14 protein-coding genes are annotated in these 19,275 nt (G+C 62.6%); 4 read left to right on the top strand and 10 right to left on the bottom strand.

The genetic code is table 11. The features are described 5' to 3' along the window. Positions 1–62 precede the first annotated feature (62 nt). From purU to DXK50_RS15820, 7 genes are all read right to left on the bottom strand, one after another. On the bottom strand, positions 63–926 hold the full coding sequence (gene purU / locus DXK50_RS15850; RefSeq protein ID WP_212630973.1) for a formyltetrahydrofolate deformylase: 864 nt from the start codon (positions 924–926) through the stop codon (positions 63–65). Positions 927–1,054: 128 nt separating this feature from the next. Further along, positions 1,055–1,684: a sarcosine oxidase subunit gamma gene (locus tag DXK50_RS15845; protein WP_161866039.1), complete on the bottom strand. Its 630-nt coding sequence runs from the start codon at positions 1,682–1,684 to the stop codon at positions 1,055–1,057. After that, complete coding sequence (locus DXK50_RS15840; protein WP_212630972.1) at positions 1,677–4,694, bottom strand: sarcosine oxidase subunit alpha; 3,018 nt, start codon at positions 4,692–4,694, stop codon at positions 1,677–1,679. Before DXK50_RS15840 ends, DXK50_RS15845 begins: the two co-directional genes overlap by 8 nt. Further along, on the bottom strand, positions 4,691–5,017 hold the full coding sequence (locus tag DXK50_RS15835) for a sarcosine oxidase subunit delta (protein WP_212630971.1): 327 nt from the start codon (positions 5,015–5,017) through the stop codon (positions 4,691–4,693). The genes DXK50_RS15840 and DXK50_RS15835 overlap by 4 nt, the downstream gene beginning before the upstream one ends. A 308-nt stretch (positions 5,018–5,325) precedes the next feature. Next, positions 5,326–6,576 (bottom strand): sarcosine oxidase subunit beta family protein, encoded by a 1,251-nt coding sequence (locus tag DXK50_RS15830; RefSeq protein WP_004373722.1) that lies wholly within the window; start codon positions 6,574–6,576, stop codon positions 5,326–5,328. Positions 6,577–6,642: 66 nt separating this feature from the next. Continuing rightward, positions 6,643–7,896, bottom strand: a complete 1,254-nt coding sequence (gene glyA / locus DXK50_RS15825; RefSeq protein WP_161866042.1) for a serine hydroxymethyltransferase — start codon at positions 7,894–7,896, stop codon at positions 6,643–6,645. 693 nt (positions 7,897–8,589) lie between these two features. Continuing rightward, on the bottom strand, positions 8,590–8,889 hold the full coding sequence (locus DXK50_RS15820) for a hypothetical protein (RefSeq protein WP_161866043.1): 300 nt from the start codon (positions 8,887–8,889) through the stop codon (positions 8,590–8,592). 239 nt (positions 8,890–9,128) lie between these two features. Between DXK50_RS15820 and DXK50_RS15815 the strand changes: the two genes are divergently transcribed. Continuing rightward, a complete protein-coding gene (locus DXK50_RS15815) occupies positions 9,129–10,169 on the top strand; it encodes a threonine aldolase family protein (protein ID WP_212630970.1) in 1,041 nt (346 codons plus the stop codon). Positions 10,170–10,275: 106 nt separating this feature from the next. Here the strand turns inward: DXK50_RS15815 and gbcB are convergent, their stop codons facing one another. Next, positions 10,276–11,382, bottom strand: coding sequence for a glycine-betaine demethylase subunit GbcB (gbcB, locus tag DXK50_RS15810; protein WP_161866045.1), 1,107 nt, complete (start codon positions 11,380–11,382; stop codon positions 10,276–10,278). A 315-nt stretch (positions 11,383–11,697) separates the two neighbouring features. On the opposite strand from gbcB, the gene gbcA reads away from it, so the two are divergent. Next, positions 11,698–12,990, top strand: a complete 1,293-nt coding sequence (gbcA, locus tag DXK50_RS15805) for a glycine-betaine demethylase subunit GbcA (RefSeq protein ID WP_161866046.1) — start codon at positions 11,698–11,700, stop codon at positions 12,988–12,990. A gap of 280 nt (positions 12,991–13,270) precedes the next feature. Here the strand turns inward: gbcA and typA are convergent, their stop codons facing one another. Further along, a complete protein-coding gene (gene typA / locus DXK50_RS15800; protein WP_161866047.1) occupies positions 13,271–15,091 on the bottom strand; it encodes a translational GTPase TypA in 1,821 nt (606 codons plus the stop codon). Positions 15,092–15,241: 150 nt separating this feature from the next. Then, the gene (gene thiI, locus DXK50_RS15795; RefSeq protein ID WP_212630969.1) at positions 15,242–16,696 is read right to left on the bottom strand and encodes a tRNA uracil 4-sulfurtransferase ThiI; all 1,455 of its coding nucleotides are present in this window, start codon (positions 16,694–16,696) and stop codon (positions 15,242–15,244) included. Between the two features lie 329 nt (positions 16,697–17,025). Between thiI and glnA the strand changes: the two genes are divergently transcribed. Both glnA and DXK50_RS15785 read left to right on the top strand, forming a co-directional pair. After that, a complete protein-coding gene (glnA, locus tag DXK50_RS15790) occupies positions 17,026–18,432 on the top strand; it encodes a glutamate--ammonia ligase (protein WP_013717510.1) in 1,407 nt (468 codons plus the stop codon). 276 nt (positions 18,433–18,708) lie between these two features. Then, positions 18,709–19,275 carry a DUF4124 domain-containing protein gene (locus DXK50_RS15785; RefSeq protein WP_161866050.1) on the top strand — a complete coding sequence of 189 codons (567 nt, stop codon included), beginning with the start codon at positions 18,709–18,711 and terminating at the stop codon, positions 19,273–19,275.

Genomic DNA, 19,275 nt, shown 5'->3' with positions numbered 1-19,275 from the left:
TGCGCTATGCGCACCGATTTCCTGCATTGATCGCTACGGCGGTGCCTGTCGCGGTACTGCGTTCAGGCGTTGAGCACCACCGTCCGGTTGGCATTGAGAAACACGCGGCGGTCGATGTGGTAACCGACTGCGCGCGCCAGAGTCAGACACTCGATGTCGCGGCCTTTGGCGATCAGGTCCTCGGGGTAGTGGGCGTGATCCACCGTCTCCACGCCCTGGGCGATGATCGGCCCCTCGTCGAGATGGTCATTGACATAGTGAGCGGTCGCGCCGACCAGCTTGACGCCTTTCTGGTACGCCTGGTGGTAGGGCTTGGCGCCCTTGAAACCGGGCAGCAGCGAGTGATGGATATTGATCGCCCGACCGTCCAGCTTGCGGCACAGGTCGGCGGACAGCACCTGCATGTAACGGGCGAGCACCACCAGCTCGGCACCGGTTTCCTCTACCACCTGCATCACCCGGCGTTCCTGCGCGGGCTTGTCGTTGGGGTCGAGGGGGAAGTGGTGGTACGGAATGCCATGCCAGCTCGCCAGCGGTTCCAGATCCGGATGGTTGGACACCACCGCCACCACATCCATGGCCAGCTGGCCGATGCGTTGGCGATAGAGCAGATCGTTCAGGCAGTGATCGGCCTTGGAAACCATCAGCACCACCTTGGCGCGATACCCCGGCGGCGTCAGCTCGACCTGCATGCCGAAAGGCGCCAGACGCTCGGCCACTCCGGCGCGGAACGCCGCCTCGTCGAAACCTTCCGGCTGGCGGAACTCGACACGGATGAAGAAGCGCGAGGACAGCCGGTCGTCGAACGAATGGTGCTCGGTGACATAGCAGCGTTGCTCGAACAGAAAACGCGTCACCGCATCCACGGTACCGAGCACGCTCGGACAATGAGCGGTGAGAATCCAGGTGTCGGGGGTGCGGCTCATAATAGACTCCGAGACAAACTCCGTTGCTTTGCCCCCCTCTCCCATTTATGGGAGAGGGGCCGGGGGAGAGGGCTATCCGAATCAACGCAGTCTGCCCTTCCCCTCTCCCCGCAGGGAGCCGTTCGATATCAGGCCTCGACCGCCAACCCATACTCCGCGCTGGCATCCTGCAGCCACAGCCAGAAGTAGTCGGAGAAACTGCGGCGCACCAGCAGCTCCCAGGTGTCCTCGCCGGTGTGGCGAATCACCAGTTGGGACTTGGCGAACACCGTACCGACTGCCTTGCCCACCGGGAAGTTGCGCGGATGTACGTCGTAGCTGCTGGACTTCATCAGCAGTTCGCGCACCTTCGGACCACGCAGCTCGAGCAGGGTCTGCCCGCCGCTGACGTTGACCACCGAAATGTGCTGACCAGCCAGGGCGTCGCGCAGCTTGCGCTCGACCTCGAACTCGGTACCGCCAGGCACGATCAGCAGCCATTCATCCGGGCCCAGCCACTGCAGCGAAGTCTCGCCACTGGCCACCAGGCCTAGCGCGCCTGGCAGCTCCAGGCCCAGCGCCTTGTGCACGCCACCGGCGAAGTCGGCATCGTCGGCGTCGCCGCGCAGAACCAGATGGCCCAGCAGCTTCTTCTCGCGCAGGGTCACCCCGGCGCCCTTGCGGCCCTTGCCGACCAGCTCATGCAGGCCGGCGTGGTGCAGAGGCGATTGCCCGGCGACATCGTCGGGGCGTTGCTTGTAGACATTCACGTTAGACATTCTGGCGGTCCCCTTTCGGGTCATAGAACACGGGGCTGACGATTTCGGCTTCGATCACGCTGCCATCGGCCAGCGGCGCGAACACGCGCTCGCCGATACGCGACAGGCCACCCCTGACCAGGGCCATGGCAAAGCTGTAACCCATGGCCGCACTCATGTAGCTGGAAGTGACGTGACCAACCATGGTCATCGGGATCGGCTGCTTGGGATCGAACACCAGCTGTGCGCCTTCCGGCAGGACCTTGTTCGGGTCCAGCGGCTTGAGGCCGATCAGCTGCTTGCGGTTTTCCTTCAGGCAGTCCTCGCGATTCATGCCGCGCCAGCCGATCCAGGAGAAGGGTTTGGTACGACCCACGCACCAGCCCATGCCCAGATCGTCCGGGGTGACCGAACCGTCGGTGTCCTGACCAACGATGATGAAACCCTTCTCGGCACGCAGCACGTGCATGGTCTCGGTGCCGTAAGGCGTCAGGCCATGCTTCTTGCCGGCTTCGACGATCTTCTCCCACACGCCCAGAGCGTAGTCGGCCTGCACGTTGACTTCGTAGGAGAGCTCGCCGGTGAAGGAGATGCGGAACACGCGAGCCGGTACACCACCGACCTTGCCTTCCTTCCAGGTCATGAAGGGGAAGGCATCTTTATCCAGATCGATGTCGGTGACCTCGGCCAGCAGCTTGCGGCTGTTCGGGCCGGACAGGGTCATGGTCGCCCAGTGGTCGGTGACCGAGGTGAAGTACACCTTCAGCTCCGGCCATTCGGTCTGATGGTAGATCTCCAGCCATTCCATCACGCGGCCGGCGCCGCCGGTGGTGGTGGTCATGACGAAATGGTTGTCGGCCAGACAGGCGGTGACGCCGTCGTCGAAGACCATGCCGTCTTCCTTGCACATCAGGCCGTAGCGGGCCTTGCCCACGTCCAGCTTGGTCCAGGCGTTGGTGTAGACGCGGTTGAGGAACTCGCGCGCATCCGGGCCCTGGATGTCGATCTTGCCCAGGGTCGAAGCATCGAGGATGCCGACAGCATTGCGTACGGCCAGGCACTCGCGCGCCACAGCGGCATGCATGTCTTCACCGTTCTTGGGGAAGTACCAGGGGCGCTTCCACTGGCCGACGTCCTCGAACTCGGCGCCGTTCTCCAGATGCCATTTCTGCATGGCGGTGTAGCGCTTGGGCTCGAACAGCTCGCCGCAGTGACGGCCAGCGATCGCGCCGAAGGTCACCGGGGTGTAGTTCGGGCGGAACATCGTGGTGCCCATTTCGGCAATGCTGATGCCCATCGACTTGGCGGCGATGGCCAGGCCGTTGATGTTGCCCAGCTTGCCCTGGTCGGTACCGAAGCCCAGCGCGGTGTAGCGCTTGACGTGCTCGACCGACTCGAAGCCCTCGCGGGTGGCCAGCTCGATGCCGGCAGCGGTGACGTCATTCTGCTGATCGACGAACTGCTTGGGCGCACGCGAGGTGCCCTTGTCGTGCGGCACCTGGAACAGCGCGACCGAGGCTTCCTCGATACGCTTCTCGGCCTTCGGCAGACTGCCGGTCACGGCGTTGAAACCCACTTCGGCAGCTGCCTTGGCGCCGGCTTCGAAACCATCGGCCAGGGCGTCGCCCAGACCGAACACGCCGTTGACCGCACCGGCGCAGTGACGCTTCTGGAAGCCTTCACCCGGAACGAACGCCAGGATGTCTTCACGCCAGACAGGACGGCCGCCCAGGTGCGAAGCCAGGTGCACCACCGGGCTGTAACCGCCGGAGCTCACGATCAGATCGCAGTCGACCACTTCACCGGGGCTGGTGACCTTGTGCTTGGCCAGATCGATGGCGCAGATGCGCGCACCGGTCACACGCTTGCTGCCACGCGCCTCGACCACGGCACTGCCGGTGAGTACGCGCACACCGCGGCGACGCGCTTCTTCGACCCAGCTGCCACGCGGGTTGCTACGGGCGTCGGCCACGGCCACCACCTGGCGACCGGCGTCGAGCCAGTCCAGTACCACGCGGTAGGCGTAATCGTTGTTGGTCGACAGCACCAGCTTCTGGCCGGGCGCTACGCCGTAGCGACGTACGTAGGTCGACACGGCATCGGCCAGCATGTTGCCGGGCACGTCGTTGTTGGCGTAAACCAGCGGGCGCTCGTGGGCACCGGTGGCCAGCACCACGCGACCGGCACGCACACGGTGCATGCGCTGACGCGGCTGGCCCATCGGCGCGACTTCGCCGAGGTGATCGGTGAGGCGCTGGTGGATGGTGAGGAAATTGTGGTCGTGGTAACCGTTGACCGTGGCACGCGGCAGCAGGGTCACTTCCGGCATCTTTTGCAGCTCGGCGATGGCCTTGGCGGCCCAGTCAGCAGCCGGCTTGTCATCGAGCATCTCGCGGGTCGACAGCAGGCTGCCACCGAACTCTTCCTGTTCGTCGGCCAGGATCACCCGCGCACCACTGCGGCCGGCGGCCAGGGCCGCGGCCAGACCGGCAGGGCCGGCACCGACCACCAGCACGTCGCAGTGCTGGTTCAGGTAGTCGTAGATATCCGGGTCGTTTTCCTTGGGCGAGCGACCCAGGCCCGCGGCCTTACGAATGTACTTCTCGTAGGTCAGCCACAGGTTCTGCGGATACATGAAAGTCTTGTAGTAGAAACCGGGCGGCATCATGCCGCCGCCGACCTTGCCGAGAATGCCCATCAGGTCGGTGTTCACGCTCGGCCAGCCGTTGGTGCTGGTAGCGGTGAGGTTCGCGTACAGCGCCTGCTGGGTAGCACGCACGTTGGGGATCTGCGCCGCCTCGGTGGAGCCGATCTGCAGCACGGCATTGGGCTCTTCGGCACCCGCAGCAACGATGCCGCGCGGACGCGAATACTTGAAGCTGCGGCCGACCACGTCGACGCCGTTGGCCAGCAGCGCGGCGGCCAGAGTATCGCCGGCGTAACCCTGATAGGTCTGGCCGTTGAAGCTGAAGGTCAAGGGCTGGCTGCGGTCGATGCGGCCACCCTGGGAAAGACGATTGACCTGGCTCATGCCGTTACTCCTTGGTCGACTGCCTTTTTCGCGGTGAGCGATGCCTCAGTCACGCTGGGGAGCTCGCCGATCTTGTAGGTTTCGAGAATTTCGTAGCTCACCGTGTGACGGGTGACGTTGAAGTACTGACGGCAGCCCGCCGCGTGAATCCACAGCTCGTGGTGGATGCCGCGCGGGTTGTCACGGAAGAACAGGTACTCGCCCCACTCCTCGTCAGTGCAGGCGTTCGGGTCCAGCGGGCGGGCGATGTGCGCCTGGCCGCCAGCGTGGAATTCTTCTTCGGAACGCAGTTCGCCACAGTGAGGGCAGAAGATGTGCAGCATGGTCGCTACCTCCGGTAAATCTTCAAACCCGCTCGGATGACCGCGCGGGGCAAGCTTGTCTCCCCTCTCCCGCGGGAGAGGGGTTGTGGGTGAGGGGTGCGGTGTCCACCGCTCTACCCTCTCCCGCCCTTCGGGCACCCTCTCCCATCAATGGGAGAGGGCGTTTGTTCTCCCCTCTCCCGCTTGCGGGAGAGGGGTTGGGGGAAAGGGTTGCGGTGTAGACCGCTCTACCCTCTCCCGGCCCTTCGGGCCACCCTCTCCCGCAAGCGGGAGAGGGTCATCGGATGCCATCCCTGCGGGATGAATGTTTAATGCGCCACACCGGCTGCGCCGTGCTCGTCGATCAGGGCACCGTTGTGGAAGCGCTCGATGGAGAACGCCTTGGCCAGCGGATGCATCTCGCCCTTGGCCAGGCTGGCCGCGAACACGTGACCCGAACCCGGCGTGGCCTTGAAGCCACCGGTACCCCAACCGCAGTTGAAGTACAGATTCTTCACCGGGGTCTTGGCGATGATCGGGCAGGCATCCGGCGTGGTGTCGACGATGCCACCCCACTGGCGGTTCATGCGCACGCGCGAAAGCACCGGGAACATCTCGACGATGGCCTGCAGGGTGTGTTCGATGGTCGGATAGGAGCCGCGCTGACCGTAGCCGTTGTAGCCGTCGATGCCGGCGCCGATGACCAGGTCGCCCTTGTCCGACTGGCTGATGTAGCCGTGTACGGCGTTGGACATGATCACCGTGTCGATGATCGGCTTGATCGGCTCGGAGACCAGCGCCTGCAGCGGGTGCGATTCCAGCGGCAGGCGGAAGCCGGCGAGCTTGGCCAGGTGCCCGGAGTTACCGGCGGCGACCACGCCGACACGCTTGGCGCCGATGAAGCCCTTGCTGGTTTCCACGCCGATCACCGCGCCGTTTTCCTTGCGGAAACCGATCACTTCGGTCTGCTGGATCAGGTCGACGCCCAGGGCGTCAGCGGCGCGGGCAAAGCCCCAGGCCACCGCATCGTGACGGGCCACGCCGCCACGACGCTGCAGCGAGGCGCCGAGAATCGGGTAACGGGTATTCTTCGAGCAATCCAGGTAAGGGATCATCTCCGCCACCTGCTTGGCGTCCACCACCTCGCCGTCGATACCGTTGAGGCGGTTGGCGCTGACACGACGCTCGATGTCACGCATGTCCTGCAGGGTGTGGCCGAGGTTGAACACGCCACGCTGAGAGAACATGACGTTGTAGTTCAGGTCCTGCGACAGACCTTCCCACAGCTTCATCGCGTGCTCGTACAGGTGCGCCGACTCGTCCCACAGGTAGTTGGAACGCACGATGGTGGTGTTGCGCGCGGTGTTGCCACCACCCAGCCAGCCCTTCTCGACCACGGCGACGTTCTTCACGCCGAACTCCTTGGCCAGGTAGTAGGCCGTAGCCAGGCCGTGGCCGCCACCGCCGACGATGATCACATCGTAAACCGGCTTGGGCGTTGGGTTACGCCACATGCGCTGCCAGTTCTCATGATGGCTGAACGAGTGCTTGAACAGGCCGAAGCCGGAATAACGTTGCATGGGCATGCTCCAGGGTTCTACTGCCCTCTCGCGACTGCGCGAGAGGGGCCGAGAGAGAGGGTTGGCTTAGCGATAGACCGGATAATCCGCGCACAGCCCGGCGACCAGCTTGGCCACCTGCGCCTCGACATCGGCGTCGCCGAGGTGGTCGAGGATGTCGCAGATCCAGCCAGCCAGCGTCTCGCACTGCGCGACCTTGAAGCCACGAGTGGTAACGGCCGGGGTACCGATGCGGATACCCGAGGTCACGAACGGCGATTGCGGGTCGTTCGGCACGGCGTTCTTGTTCACGGTGATGCCGGCGCGGCCCAGAGCAGCATCGGCCTCTTTACCGGTCAGACCCTGCTTGATCAGGCTGAGCAGGAACAGGTGATTGTCGGTACCACCGGAAACCACCTCGTAACCGCGCTGAACGAAGACCTTGGCCATGGCCTGAGCGTTGTCGATCACCTGCTGCTGATAAGCCTTGAACTCAGGCTCCATGGCTTCCTTGAAGCACACGGCCTTGGCCGCGATCACGTGCATCAGCGGGCCGCCCTGGGCGCCCGGGAACACGGCAGAGTTGAGTTTCTTCTCGATCTCTTCGTTGGCCTTGGCCAGGATCAGGCCGCCACGCGGACCGCGCAGGGTCTTGTGGGTGGTGGTGGTGACCACGTCGGCGAACGGGATCGGGTTGGGGTACAGGCCAGCAGCAACCAGACCCGCCACGTGCGCCATGTCGACGAACAGCAGCGCCCCGACCTTATCGGCGATGGCGCGGAAGCGCGGGAAGTCCAGGGTTTTGGAATAAGCGGAGAAGCCGGCGACGATCATCTTCGGCTTGTGCTCGACAGCCAGGCGCTCGACCTCGTCATAGTCGATCAGGCCGGTAGCAGGATCCAGGCCGTACTGCACGGCGTTATACAGCTTGCCCGAGGAGGACACCTTGGCGCCGTGGGTCAGGTGACCACCGTGAGCCAGGCTCATGCCGAGGATGGTGTCGCCGGCGTTGAGCAGCGCCAGGTAGACAGCGGAGTTGGCGGACGAGCCGGAGTGCGGCTGGACGTTGGCGAAGTCGGCGCCGAACAGCTGCTTGGCGCGGTCGATGGCCAGTTGCTCGACCTTGTCGACGTACTCGCAGCCACCGTAATAACGCTTGCCCGGATAACCTTCGGCGTACTTGTTGGTCAGGCCGCTGCCTTGCGCTTCCATCACACGCTGGCTGCAATAGTTTTCCGAGGCGATCAGCTCGATATGCTCTTCCTGACGGCGTTCTTCCTGATTGATCGCCGCGAGCAACTCGTCGTCGTAACCTTGAATCTGATCTTGCTTGCTGAACATCTCGACTCTCCTGCAGCGCCTTTGGGCGGCGGTCTTGGACTAACGGGCCGGCAAGGCCCTGTGGAGCGATGGTAGGGCCGGCCATGCCCCCCCAGATGCCTGCTAACGCCGTGAGAGCATTTGTTTGCGACATAGCCCTGTCGCAATCAGGCGAGTCGAGATGAGCGCATCGCTTTGCGCACAAATCAGGTGGATCAGGCTGTGGATAAACCGTGCATACAGCACGCAGACCTAGCGCCTGCGCGGGGCGCAGGACAACGGACATTTCCTGACCAATATCAATCAGTTAGCAAGAACAGGCATGCACAGAAACTGTGGACGAGCCTGTGGAAAAGCTGTCGATCGACGGCTGCGGGGCGCACCGGCTCTGAACCTGGCGCGAAAGGTCGATATCTGCACAGCGAAACAGCTCGCACGGCTTATCCACCAGCGACAGTTCAGGCGACGGAAATCGGCTGGGGATATGCACAGAAGTTGTGGATTAAAGTGTGCATAGGCTGTTCGACACGGGCGCAACGGCAGAGCTGCCGGGGCCTCCCGAGAAGCGACTAAAAATCGAACAGGATCAACGAGTTATATTTGCCTTGTGCACAAATACTGGGGACGGGGTTGTGCACTGGCTGTGGAAACACGGCGCCAGGCCAGAGCCCATGGGGCTCCGGCCTGCATGCGCACTAATCGCTCAACACAGGATTAGGGCTTGAGCTTGCCGCTGCAGCTGCTGGATGCGTTCACCAGACGCTGCTGCATCGCAGTATCGGGAGGTGACTGGCGGGCCATCTCCTGCAGCTCGGCTTCACTGAACTCCTCACTGACCTTGGTCGCAGCGCAGTCGCAATAGGCTCGCAATTGGGGCTCCTCATATCCCGCCGGCGCGCCAGCGATGCACTGCTGAACGAACTCGGTCTTGGCGTTATCCGACCACTGGGCAGCGGAAACGGGCAGCGCCACAGCCAGCGGCAGGGCAAGGGCGAGCAGGTGACGATAAGTCATATGACACTCCTTCTCTTGATTGCGAAGGGCGGATCGAGTGCCGCCCTCTGCTAGGTGTGAACCCCAGGGCAAGCCTCAAGTTCCATCTCCAAGCCGAACGGCCGTTCGCGAACGGACCACGCAGTACGCATCAGCGCAACAACTCGTCGCCGCCTCGGACGCCTGAAGCGGGGCCTTGAGAGTAAAGTTGACGCTTTGCCGGCAGACCTGCCGCCAGGCTCTTCAGAAGGAACGCACCCATGCCCGACAATGCCCAGCAATTCGCCAGTGACAATTACTCCGGCATCTGTCCCGAAGCCTGGGCCGCCATGGCCGAAGCCAACCAAGGCCATCAGCGCGCCTACGGCGATGACGAATGGACGGCACGCGCTGCCGATCATTTCCGCCGCCTGTTCGAGACCGATTGCGAAGTGTTCTTCGCTTTCAACGGCACCGCCGCCAACTCGCTGGCCCTGGCCTCGCTGTGCCAGAGCTATCACAGCGTGATCTGCTCGGAGACCGCGCACGTCGAGACCGACGAGTGCGGCGCGCCGGAATTCTTCTCCAACGGTTCCAAGCTACTACTGGCCAAGACCGACAACGGCAAGCTGACGCCACAGGCGATCCGCGAGATCGCGCTCAAGCGCCAGGACATTCACTACCCGAAACCACGGGTGGTCACTCTCACCCAGGCCACCGAGGTCGGCACCGTCTACCGCCCGGAGGAAGTCCGCGCCATCAGCCAGGTCTGCAAGGAGCTGAAGCTCAACCTGCACATGGACGGCGCGCGCTTCTCCAACGCCTGCGCCTTCCTCGGCTGCAGCCCGGCGGAGCTGACCTGGAAAGCCGGTGTCGACGTGCTGTGCTTCGGCGGCACCAAGAACGGCATGGCAGTGGGTGAGGCGATCATCTTCTTCAACAAGGCGCTGGCCGAAGACTTCGACTACCGCTGCAAGCAGGCCGGCCAGCTGGCCTCGAAGATGCGCTATCTGTCGGCGCCCTGGGTCGGCATCCTGCAGGATGACGCCTGGCTCAGGTATGCCAACCACGCCAACCGCTGCGCGCAGCTGCTGGCATCGCTGGTCGAAGACGTGCCAGGCGTCAGCCTGATGTTCCCGGTGGAAGCCAACGGCGTATTCCTGCAACTGTCGGAGCCGGCCATCGCCGCCCTCACCGCCCGCGGCTGGCGCTTCTATACCTTTATCGGCGCCGGTGGCGCGCGCTTCATGTGCTCGTGGGATACCGACGAAGCCCGCGTACGCCAGCTGGCCGCCGACATCCGCGAAGTGATGGGCGCCTGAAAACGACAGAAGCCCCACAAGTGGGGCTTCTGATTGTGCAGCAGATGAAATCCGGCAACGACGGGACTGGCAACCCGGATTGCAGCCGGACTCCACCTTGCGGCGATCAATAATCGATCGCCACGTCTCCTTTCGGCACGCTGCAGCACGACAGGATATAGCCTTCGGCCACGTCCTCGTCGGTGATGCCGCCGTTGTGCTCCATATCCACTTCGCCTGCCGTCTTCATCACCTTGCAGGTGCCGCAGATACCCATACCGCAGGCCTTGGGAATATGCAGGCCAAGCTTGGCAGCGGCGGCATGCACGGTTTCGCCGGGGGCGACCCGAATGCTCTTGCCGGTGCTGGTGAACTCGACCTGATGCAGATCGCCGACCGGCACCTCGGGGGCCTCGGCGGCCTCGGCAGCCAGCTCCTTGACCTCGGCACGAATCTCCGGCGGCGTCGGGCCGAAGGCTTCTTCGTGGTAACGACTCATGTCGTAGCCGGCCACTTCCAGCAGGCGCTTGACCGCGCTCATGTAGGGAGTCGGGCCGCAGCAGAAGATTTCCCGCTCGAGGAAGTCCGGCGCCATCAGCTCCAGCATCGGCTTGTTCAGGTAACCGCGATATCCGGCCCAGGACTCGCCCAGGCCGTGCTTCTCGCAAATCACGTGCAGGCTGAAGTTGTTGATGCGCGCCGCCATATGCTCCAGCTCGCGCTGGTAAATGATGTCCTTGGGCGAGCGCGCACTGTGCACGAAGACCATGTCGACGTTGGCATTGGTGTCATAGAACCAGCGCGCCATCGACATCACCGGCGTGATGCCGACGCCGCCCGACAGGAAAAGCACCTTGTCGGACGGGAAGTCGATGGCGTTGAACAGCCCTACCGGACCATGCACCGGCACCTCGTCGCCTTCCTTGAGGTTGTCGTGCAGCCAGTTCGACACCTTGCCACCCGGCACGCGCTTGATGGTGATGGAGAAGCTGTAAGGCACCGAAGGCGAGCTGGAGATGGTGTAGGAACGCATGATCGGCTGACCGTCGATCTCCAGCTCCAGGGTGACGAACTGTCCAGGCTTGAAGAAGAACAGCACGGGCTGGTCGGCCATGAAACAGAAGGTGCGGACATCCCAGGTTTCCTGGATGACCTTGACGCAGCGCACCAGGTGGCGGCCATTGGTCCAGGTCTGCGTGGTAACCGGGTTGAGGAAGGAGTTAGTGGTGGTCATGAACAGCTCTCCACACGGCCGGATATCGGCTCATATGGGGCGGATTGTGCGAAAGGCTGAGTGCCGTCATTTATCTAACAGCGACATCCGCATACTTATCGCGACCTGCCCCAATACACGGGGCTTGGCGCGTCGGAAACAAATCCGGCCATGTCGTCCATGGATAAGGATTCACCTTTGCCCGGATCCACACTCCGCCTCACCAAGCATGCATGCCCCTAGCAGGCAGCAGCGGTCTCTCAACACCTTGCGGCACATACCGTATCAGCCACCATTTCCGGCAGGTGCAAGGCACCGGCCAATTGAGGAGTCATCATGGACTGCACCCAAAACCTGAGCCTGGGCGACCCACTGGAGCCCGTCCGCAAGGCCACTGCCCAGATGCTGCACGAGCGCGACCACACCTTCTCGCTGCCGCAGCCCTTCTATAACGACGAGCGCCTGTTCCAGGTCGACATGCAGGAAATCTTCCTCAAGGAATGGCTCATCGCCGGCATGACTTGCGAGATTCCGGCCAAAGGCAACTTCATCACCCAGCAGATCGGTGACAACCCGGTCGTCATCATCCGCGGCAACGACAACCAGATCCACGCCTTCCACAACGTCTGCCGTCACCGCGGCTCGCGCCTGTGCGTAACTGACAAGGGCAAGGTGGCCAAGCTGGTCTGCCCGTACCACCAGTGGACCTACGAGCTGGACGGCCGCCTGCTGTTCGCCGGCACCGAGATGGGTCAGGACTTCAAACTGTCCGACTACAACCTCAAGCCGGTTGCCTGCAAAACCGCTGGCGGCTTCATCTTCATCTCGCTGGCGGAGAACCCGCCTGCCATCGACGAGTTCCTGGCCACCCTGGCCCACTACATGGAACCGTACGATATGGAAAACACCAAGGTTGCCGTGCAGAGCGTCATGCGCGAGCAGGCCAACTGGAAACTGGTGCTGGAGAACAACCGCGAGTGCTACCACTGCAACGGTTCGCACCCGGAGTTGCTCAACACCCTGCTGGAATGGGACGACGTAACCGACCCGCGCGCCAGCCAGGCGTTCAAGGACCAGGTCGCCGAGTGCACCACCCGCTGGGACAAGGACAACATTCCCTACGCCCACGCCAGCTTCGGCCTGCGCAACCGTATCGTGCGCATGCCGCTGCTCAAGGGCACCGTATCCATGACCATGGACGGCAAGCAGGGCTGCAAGAAGCTGATGGGCCGCATCACCGACCCGGACCTGGGCTCGATGCGCATCCTGCACCTGCCGCACTCGTGGAACCACTGCATGGGTGACCACATGATCAACTTCACCGTGTGGCCGATCAGCGCCCAGGAGTCGATCGTCATCACCAAGTGGCTGGTACACAAGGATGCCGTGGAAGGCGTCGACTACGACGTGGCGCGCCTGCGCGAAGTCTGGGATGCCACCAACGACCAGGACCGCCGCCTGGGCGAGGAAAACCAGCGCGGTATCAACTCCACCGCCTACCAGCCCGGCCCGTACTCCAAGACCTACGAGTTCGGCGTGATCAACTTCCTCGACTGGTACAGCGAGCGCATGCTCAACAACCTCGACGACACCCCGGCGCAGAACCTGCGTCAGGTCGCGGGCGAGTGATGACGCTCAGCCTGCTACTGTTGATCGGGCTCACAGCCTACGGGCTGCTGGCCTGCCGACCGAACGCAGGCTAAGGCAAATCAAGAAACCCCCGGCTCCGCAAGGAGACCGGGGTTTTCTTTTGCCGCCCTGCTCCGCTCAGGCGGCATGGAGCCGAAATGGCCGGAAGCAACGTCTGACGTAAGCGCGCGACACCCGAAAGCTGCACGCAGGTATGCAGGCCAAGAAAAAGCCCCGCCAGATCGCTCTGGCGGGGCTTTTCATTTCAGCCTGAAAAGACTCAGACCTTGGCGCGTTCGAAGCGCTTGCGGTCGTTCTCGTTCAGGTACTTCTTACGCAGACGGATCGACTTCGGCGTGACTTCCACCAGCTCGTCGTCGGCGATGAATTCCAGCGCCTGCTCGAGGGTGAACTTGATCGGTGGTACCAGGGCGATGACTTCGTCCTTGCCGGAAGCACGCATGTTGTCGAGCTTCTTGCCCTTGGTGGGGTTGATCACCAGGTCGTTGTCACGGCTGTTGATACCGCACAGCTGGCCTTCGTAGATTTCCTGACCCGGCTCGAGGAACAGCTTGCCGCGCGCCTGCAGGGTTTCCAGCGAGTAGGTCAGCGCGGTGCCGGTGGCCATGGAGACCAGGACGCCGTTCTGACGGTTGGTGACTTCGCCCGCCTTGATCGCGCCGTAATGGCTGAAGGTCGAGGTCAGGATGCCGCTGCCCGAGGTCAGGGTCAGGAAGTTGTTACGGAAGCCGATCAGGCCGCGCGCCGGGATGGTGTATTCCAGGCGGATACGGCCCTTGCCATCGGGAACCATGTTGGTCAGATCGCCCTTGCGCAGGCCCATCTGCTCCATCACCGAACCCTGGTGCTGTTCTTCGATGTCGATGGTGACGTTCTCGTACGGCTCTTGTTTCTCGCCGGCTTCGTTCTCGATGATCACCACTTCAGGACGGCCGACGGCAAGCTCGAAGCCTTCGCGACGCATGGTTTCGATCAGCACCGACAGGTGCAGTTCGCCACGGCCGGAGACCTTGAACTTCTCCGGGGTCTCGCCCGGCTCGACGCGCAGGGCGACGTTGTGCAGCAGTTCCTTCTCCAGGCGATCCTTGATGTTGCGGCTGGTGACGAACTTGCCTTCCTTGCCGGCGAACGGCGAGTCGTTGACCTGGAAGGTCATGCTCACGGTCGGCTGGTCGACGGTCAGCGGCGGCAGGGCCTCGACGTTGTTCTGATCGCACAGGGTGTCGGAGATGAACAGCTCGTCCATGCCCGATACACAGACGATGTCACCGGCAGTGGCTTCCTGCACTTCGACGCGCTGCAGGCCGGAGTGGCCCATGATCTTCAGGATACGGCCGTTGCGACGCTTGCCGTCGGCACCGATGGCGGTCACCGGGCTGTTGGCCTTGATGGTGCCGCGGGCGATGCGACCGATGCCGATCACGCCGAGGAAGCTGTTGTAGTCCAGCTGCGAGATCTGCATCTGGAACGGACCGTTGACGTCGACGACCGGAGCCGGAACGTGGTCGACGATGGCCTGGAACAGCGCGTCCATGTTGTCGTCCATCTTCTCGTGGTCCATGCCGGCGATGCCGTTCAGGGCCGAGGCGTAGACGATCGGGAAGTCCAGCTGCTCGTCGGTGGCGCCGAGGTTGTCGAACAGGTCGAAGATCTGGTCGATGACCCAGTCAGGGCGCGCACCCGGACGGTCGATCTTGTTCACCACGACGATCGGACGCAGGCCGGCCTTGAACGCCTTCTGGGTCACGAAGCGGGTTTGCGGCATCGGGCCGTCCTGAGCGTCGACTACCAGCAATACGGAGTCGACCATGCTCATCACACGCTCCACTTCACCGCCGAAGTCGGCGTGTCCGGGGGTGTCGACGATGTTGATGTTGTAGTCGCCCCACTTCAGCGCAGTGTTCTTGGCCAGAATGGTAATGCCGCGCTCTTTCTCCTGGTCGTTGGAGTCCATGACGCGCTCGTTTTCCGCTTCTTTGCGGTCGAGGGTGCCGGACAGACGCAGCAGTTTGTCGACGAGGGTGGTTTTGCCATGGTCGACGTGGGCGATGATGGCGATGTTGCGCAGATTTTCGATCACTGTGTGTATCTCGATCAGAGGATTCGGTGTGTCGCCCAGCCTGGACGACGAATATGAAGAAAACTGTTTCAGCGAACCAGACAGGGCATCGCTTGAAGCGCTGGGTCGGGAGGGCGATGGCGGATACTCCCGCCATTCAACCCCGGCGTCCTATGCCGGACGATAAACGCGCACATTGGCATGCCCCTCGCTCAGCAGGTGATGGGCATGCAGGCGGCTCATGACGCCCTTGTCGCAATACAGCAGGTACTGGCGGTTCTCATCCAGTTCCTTGAATTTGTTGTTCAGCGCATAGAACGGCAGCGCCTGCACCTCGACGCCCGGCACGTCCAGCGGCTCGTCTTCGGCAGCATCGGGATGGCGAATGTCGATGACGATCTGCCCGGCCAGCGCCTCACGCACCTCCTCGACCTGCACGTCCTTGCCCAGCTCGTCGATCACGCGGTCGATGGGCAGTTGGGTGGCACGTTCCAGAGCACGATCGAGGATGGCCATGTCGAACTGCGCCTCCTCCTTCTCGACGCGGTAACCGCGCGCCTTGGTGGTCGGGTTGACCGAGATAACGCCACAGTACTCAGGCATGTTCTTGGCGAACTCGGCGGTGCCGATCTGCGTGGCGGTGTCGATGATGTCCTGCTTGTGGCTGGCGATCAGCGGACGCATCACCAGCATGTCGGTCGCCGAATCGATCACCGCCAGGTTGGTCAGGGTCTGGCTCGACACCTGGCTGATCGCCTCCCCGGTGACCAGCGCCTCGATCTGCAGTTTTTCGGCAACACGGCTGGCGGCGCGCAGCATCATGCGCTTGAGGATGACGCCCATCTGGCTGTTGTCGACCTTGCCGAGAATCTCGCCGACCACTTCTTCGAACGGCACGCTGACGAACAGCACGCGCTGCGAGCGGCCGAACTTCTGCCAGATGTAGTGCGCCACTTCCATCACGCCCAATTCATGGGCACGGCCACCCAGATTGAAAAAGCAGAAGTGGCTGACCAGACCGCGACGCATCATCTGATAGGCCGCGACGGTGGAGTCGAAACCGCCGCTCATCAGCACCAGAGTCTGCTCCAGCGAGCCCAGCGGGTAGCCGCCGAGGCCTTCGTGACGGTTGTGCACCACGAAGAGGCGCTGGTCACGAATTTCCATGCGCACTTCGACTTCCGGCTTCTTCAGGTCGATGCCGGCTGCACCGCACTCCTGGCGCAGGCGCGAACCGACATGACGCTCGACATCGATGGAGCTGAACACGTGCTTGCCGCCGCGCTTGCAGCGTACAGCGAAGATCTTGCCCGGCAGCTGGTCGGCGTAGTGGCGCTTGCAATGCTCGGTGATCTCGTCCAGATCGCCCAGCGGGTATTCGTTGACTTCGAGGAACAGGCCGATGCCCGGTGTGTTGCGCAGGCGTTCGGTCATCTCGCTGAGCAGGCGCGGATCGTCCAGGTCGGTCTCGACCTCCAGGTTGTCCCAGACACCCGTGACCCGCAGCTCGGGGTCAAGGTCACGCAGCACGGAGCGAATGTTCTTCCCCAACTGGCGAATGAACTGCTTGCGCACCGGGCGACTCTTGATGGTGATTTCCGGGAAAACTTTGACGATCAGCTTCATGAATAGGCCGCCCACTTGGGGGACGAAAAAACAGGGGCGCGGATTATAGCGGAAATTGTTCAAGCTTTGACCAAAAATACTGCAGCGCCGAGACAGTGCACCAAAATAGGTCTTCACGAGAAATTGCAGCCCTCAAATGGTGCAAATATCTGCACGAGATCAGCGTGCAGCCGGCGCAGCGCCTGAGTTTCGCGGTCTCTGCCCATTAAAGGGCACTGGCATGCAATTTGCTCCCTTGTGAGGCAGGTCGCCCTGAAGGACTATCCCGCCGGGCTTCACCGCACATATCGGGGCTCCACGAAGCGAGCCTTTTCCATCTGGAGGACAACATGTCTAAGGCTGTTCAACTGATCAAAGAACACGACGTAAAGTGGGTAGACCTGCGCTTCACCGACACCAAAGGCAAGCAGCACCACGTGACCATGCCGGCCCGTGACGCCCTGGACGAGGACTTCTTCGAGCACGGCAAGATGTTCGATGGCTCGTCCATCCATGGCTGGAAAGGCATCGAAGCCTCCGACATGATCCTGATGCCGGTCGACGAAACCTCCGTGCTGGACCCGTTCACCGAAGAGCCGACCCTGATCATCGTTTGCGACATCATCGAGCCGAGCACCATGCAGGGCTACGATCGTGACCCGCGCTCCATCGCCAAGCGTGCCGAAGAGTTCTTGAAAACCACCGGCATCGGTGACACCGTATTCGTGGGCCCGGAGCCCGAGTTCTTCATCTTCGACGAAGTGAAGTTCAAGTCCGACATCTCCGGCTCGATGTTCAAGATCTACTCCGAGCAAGGCTCCTGGATGACCGACCAGGACGTGGAAGGCGGCAACAAGGGCCACCGTCCGGCCGTCAAAGGCGGTTACTTCCCGGTTCCGCCGTGCGACCACGACCACGAAATCCGTACTGCCATGTGTAATGCCATGGAAGAAATGGGCCTGGTCGTCGAAGTGCACCACCACGAAGTGGCCACTGCCGGCCAGAACGAAATCGGCGTGAAGTTCAACACCCTGGTTGCCAAGGCTGACGAAGTTCAGACCCTGAAGTACTGCGTGCACAACGTAGCCGACGCCTACGGCAAGACCGCTACCTTCATGCCCAAGCCCCTGTACGGCGACAACGGTTCGGGCATGCATGTGCATATGTCGATCTCCAAGGACGGCAAGAACACCTTCGCAGGCGAAGGCTATGCCGGTCTGTCCGAGACCGCTCTGTACTTCATCGGCGGCATCATCAAGCACGGTAAGGCCCTGAACGGCTTCACCAACCCGTCGACCAACTCCTACAAGCGTCTGGTTCCGGGCTTCGAAGCTCCGGTCATGCTGGCCTACTCGGCTCGCAACCGCAGCGCCTCGATCCGTATCCCGTACGTTTCCAGCCCGAAAGCCCGCCGTATCGAAGCGCGCTTCCCGGACCCGGCTGCCAACCCGTACCTGTGCTTCGCTGCACTGCTGATGGCCGGTCTGGACGGTATCCAGAACAAGATCCACCCGGGCGATGCCGCCGACAAGAACCTGTACGATCTGCCGCCGGAAGAAGGCAAGCTGATCCCGCAGGTGTGCGGCAGCCTGAAAGAAGCCCTGGAAGAGCTGGACAAGGGCCGCGCATTCCTGACCAAGGGCGGCGTGTTCTCCGACGACTTCATCGATGCCTACATCGAGCTGAAGAGCGAAGAAGAAATCAAGGTACGTACCTTCGTACACCCGCTGGAATACGACCTGTACTACAGCGTCTAAACCAGATTCGCGCCGCCCTCGTGCGGCGCGCTTCAAGAGCCCTGCCCGGCCCTGCCTGGCGGGGCTTTTTTATGGGCAGGCAACAACACCATGCCCTGTAGGAGCGAGCTCTGCTCGCGAAGCTCTTCAGGTCGCCAGGTTCGCGAGCAGAGCTCGCTCCGACGGCAGATCCGATTCCACTTTTTGTAGCCAAACGTCACAGCCATAGCGCCCTGCGCTTGCCAGGAACCGATAGCAGTGCAAGGCTTAGCGCATCACCCGAGGAGGGATCGGCCCATGCGCCCATTACTCGCCTGCCTGTTGCTTGCCCTGGCCCTGCCGGCCAGTGCGCAGATTTACAAGTACACCGATGCCAACGGCAATACCGTCTTCACCAATCAGCCGCCGGACGGCACGGCTGCCGAGAGTGTCGAGTTGCCGCCAACCAACACGGTGGAGATGCAGACGCCCAGCATGCCGCCGGCCGAAGACGATACTTCGGCGCAGAGCGAAGCGCCCTATGCCGAGCTGAGCCTGACCGGCATCCCGGATGATGAGGCCATGCGCGCCAACAACGGCACCTTCATCGTTGGCGTGAACATTAAGCCGCGCCTGCAGCCCGGTCACCGTCTGCGCCTGATTCTCGATGGCGAACCCTACGGCCAGGCCAGCAACGTTCCGAGCCTGCAACTGACCAATATCGACCGTGGCGAGCACGCACTGGCCGTGGCCGTGATGGCCGGCGACCGAATCGTCCAGCAGAGCGCCACCGAAACCTTTACCGTACAGCGCATCAGCCTGAACAGTCCGGCGCGCCAGACCCCACCACCGCCTCCACGCCCTAAGCCGAAGCCTGCCAATTGA

Origin of the sequence: Pseudomonas sp. KB-10 (assembly GCF_018221585.1) — a bacterium.
In the GTDB taxonomy this organism is placed as follows: domain Bacteria; phylum Pseudomonadota; class Gammaproteobacteria; order Pseudomonadales; family Pseudomonadaceae; genus Aquipseudomonas; species Aquipseudomonas yangonensis.
This window is presented reverse-complemented; position numbering and strand designations above follow the sequence as displayed.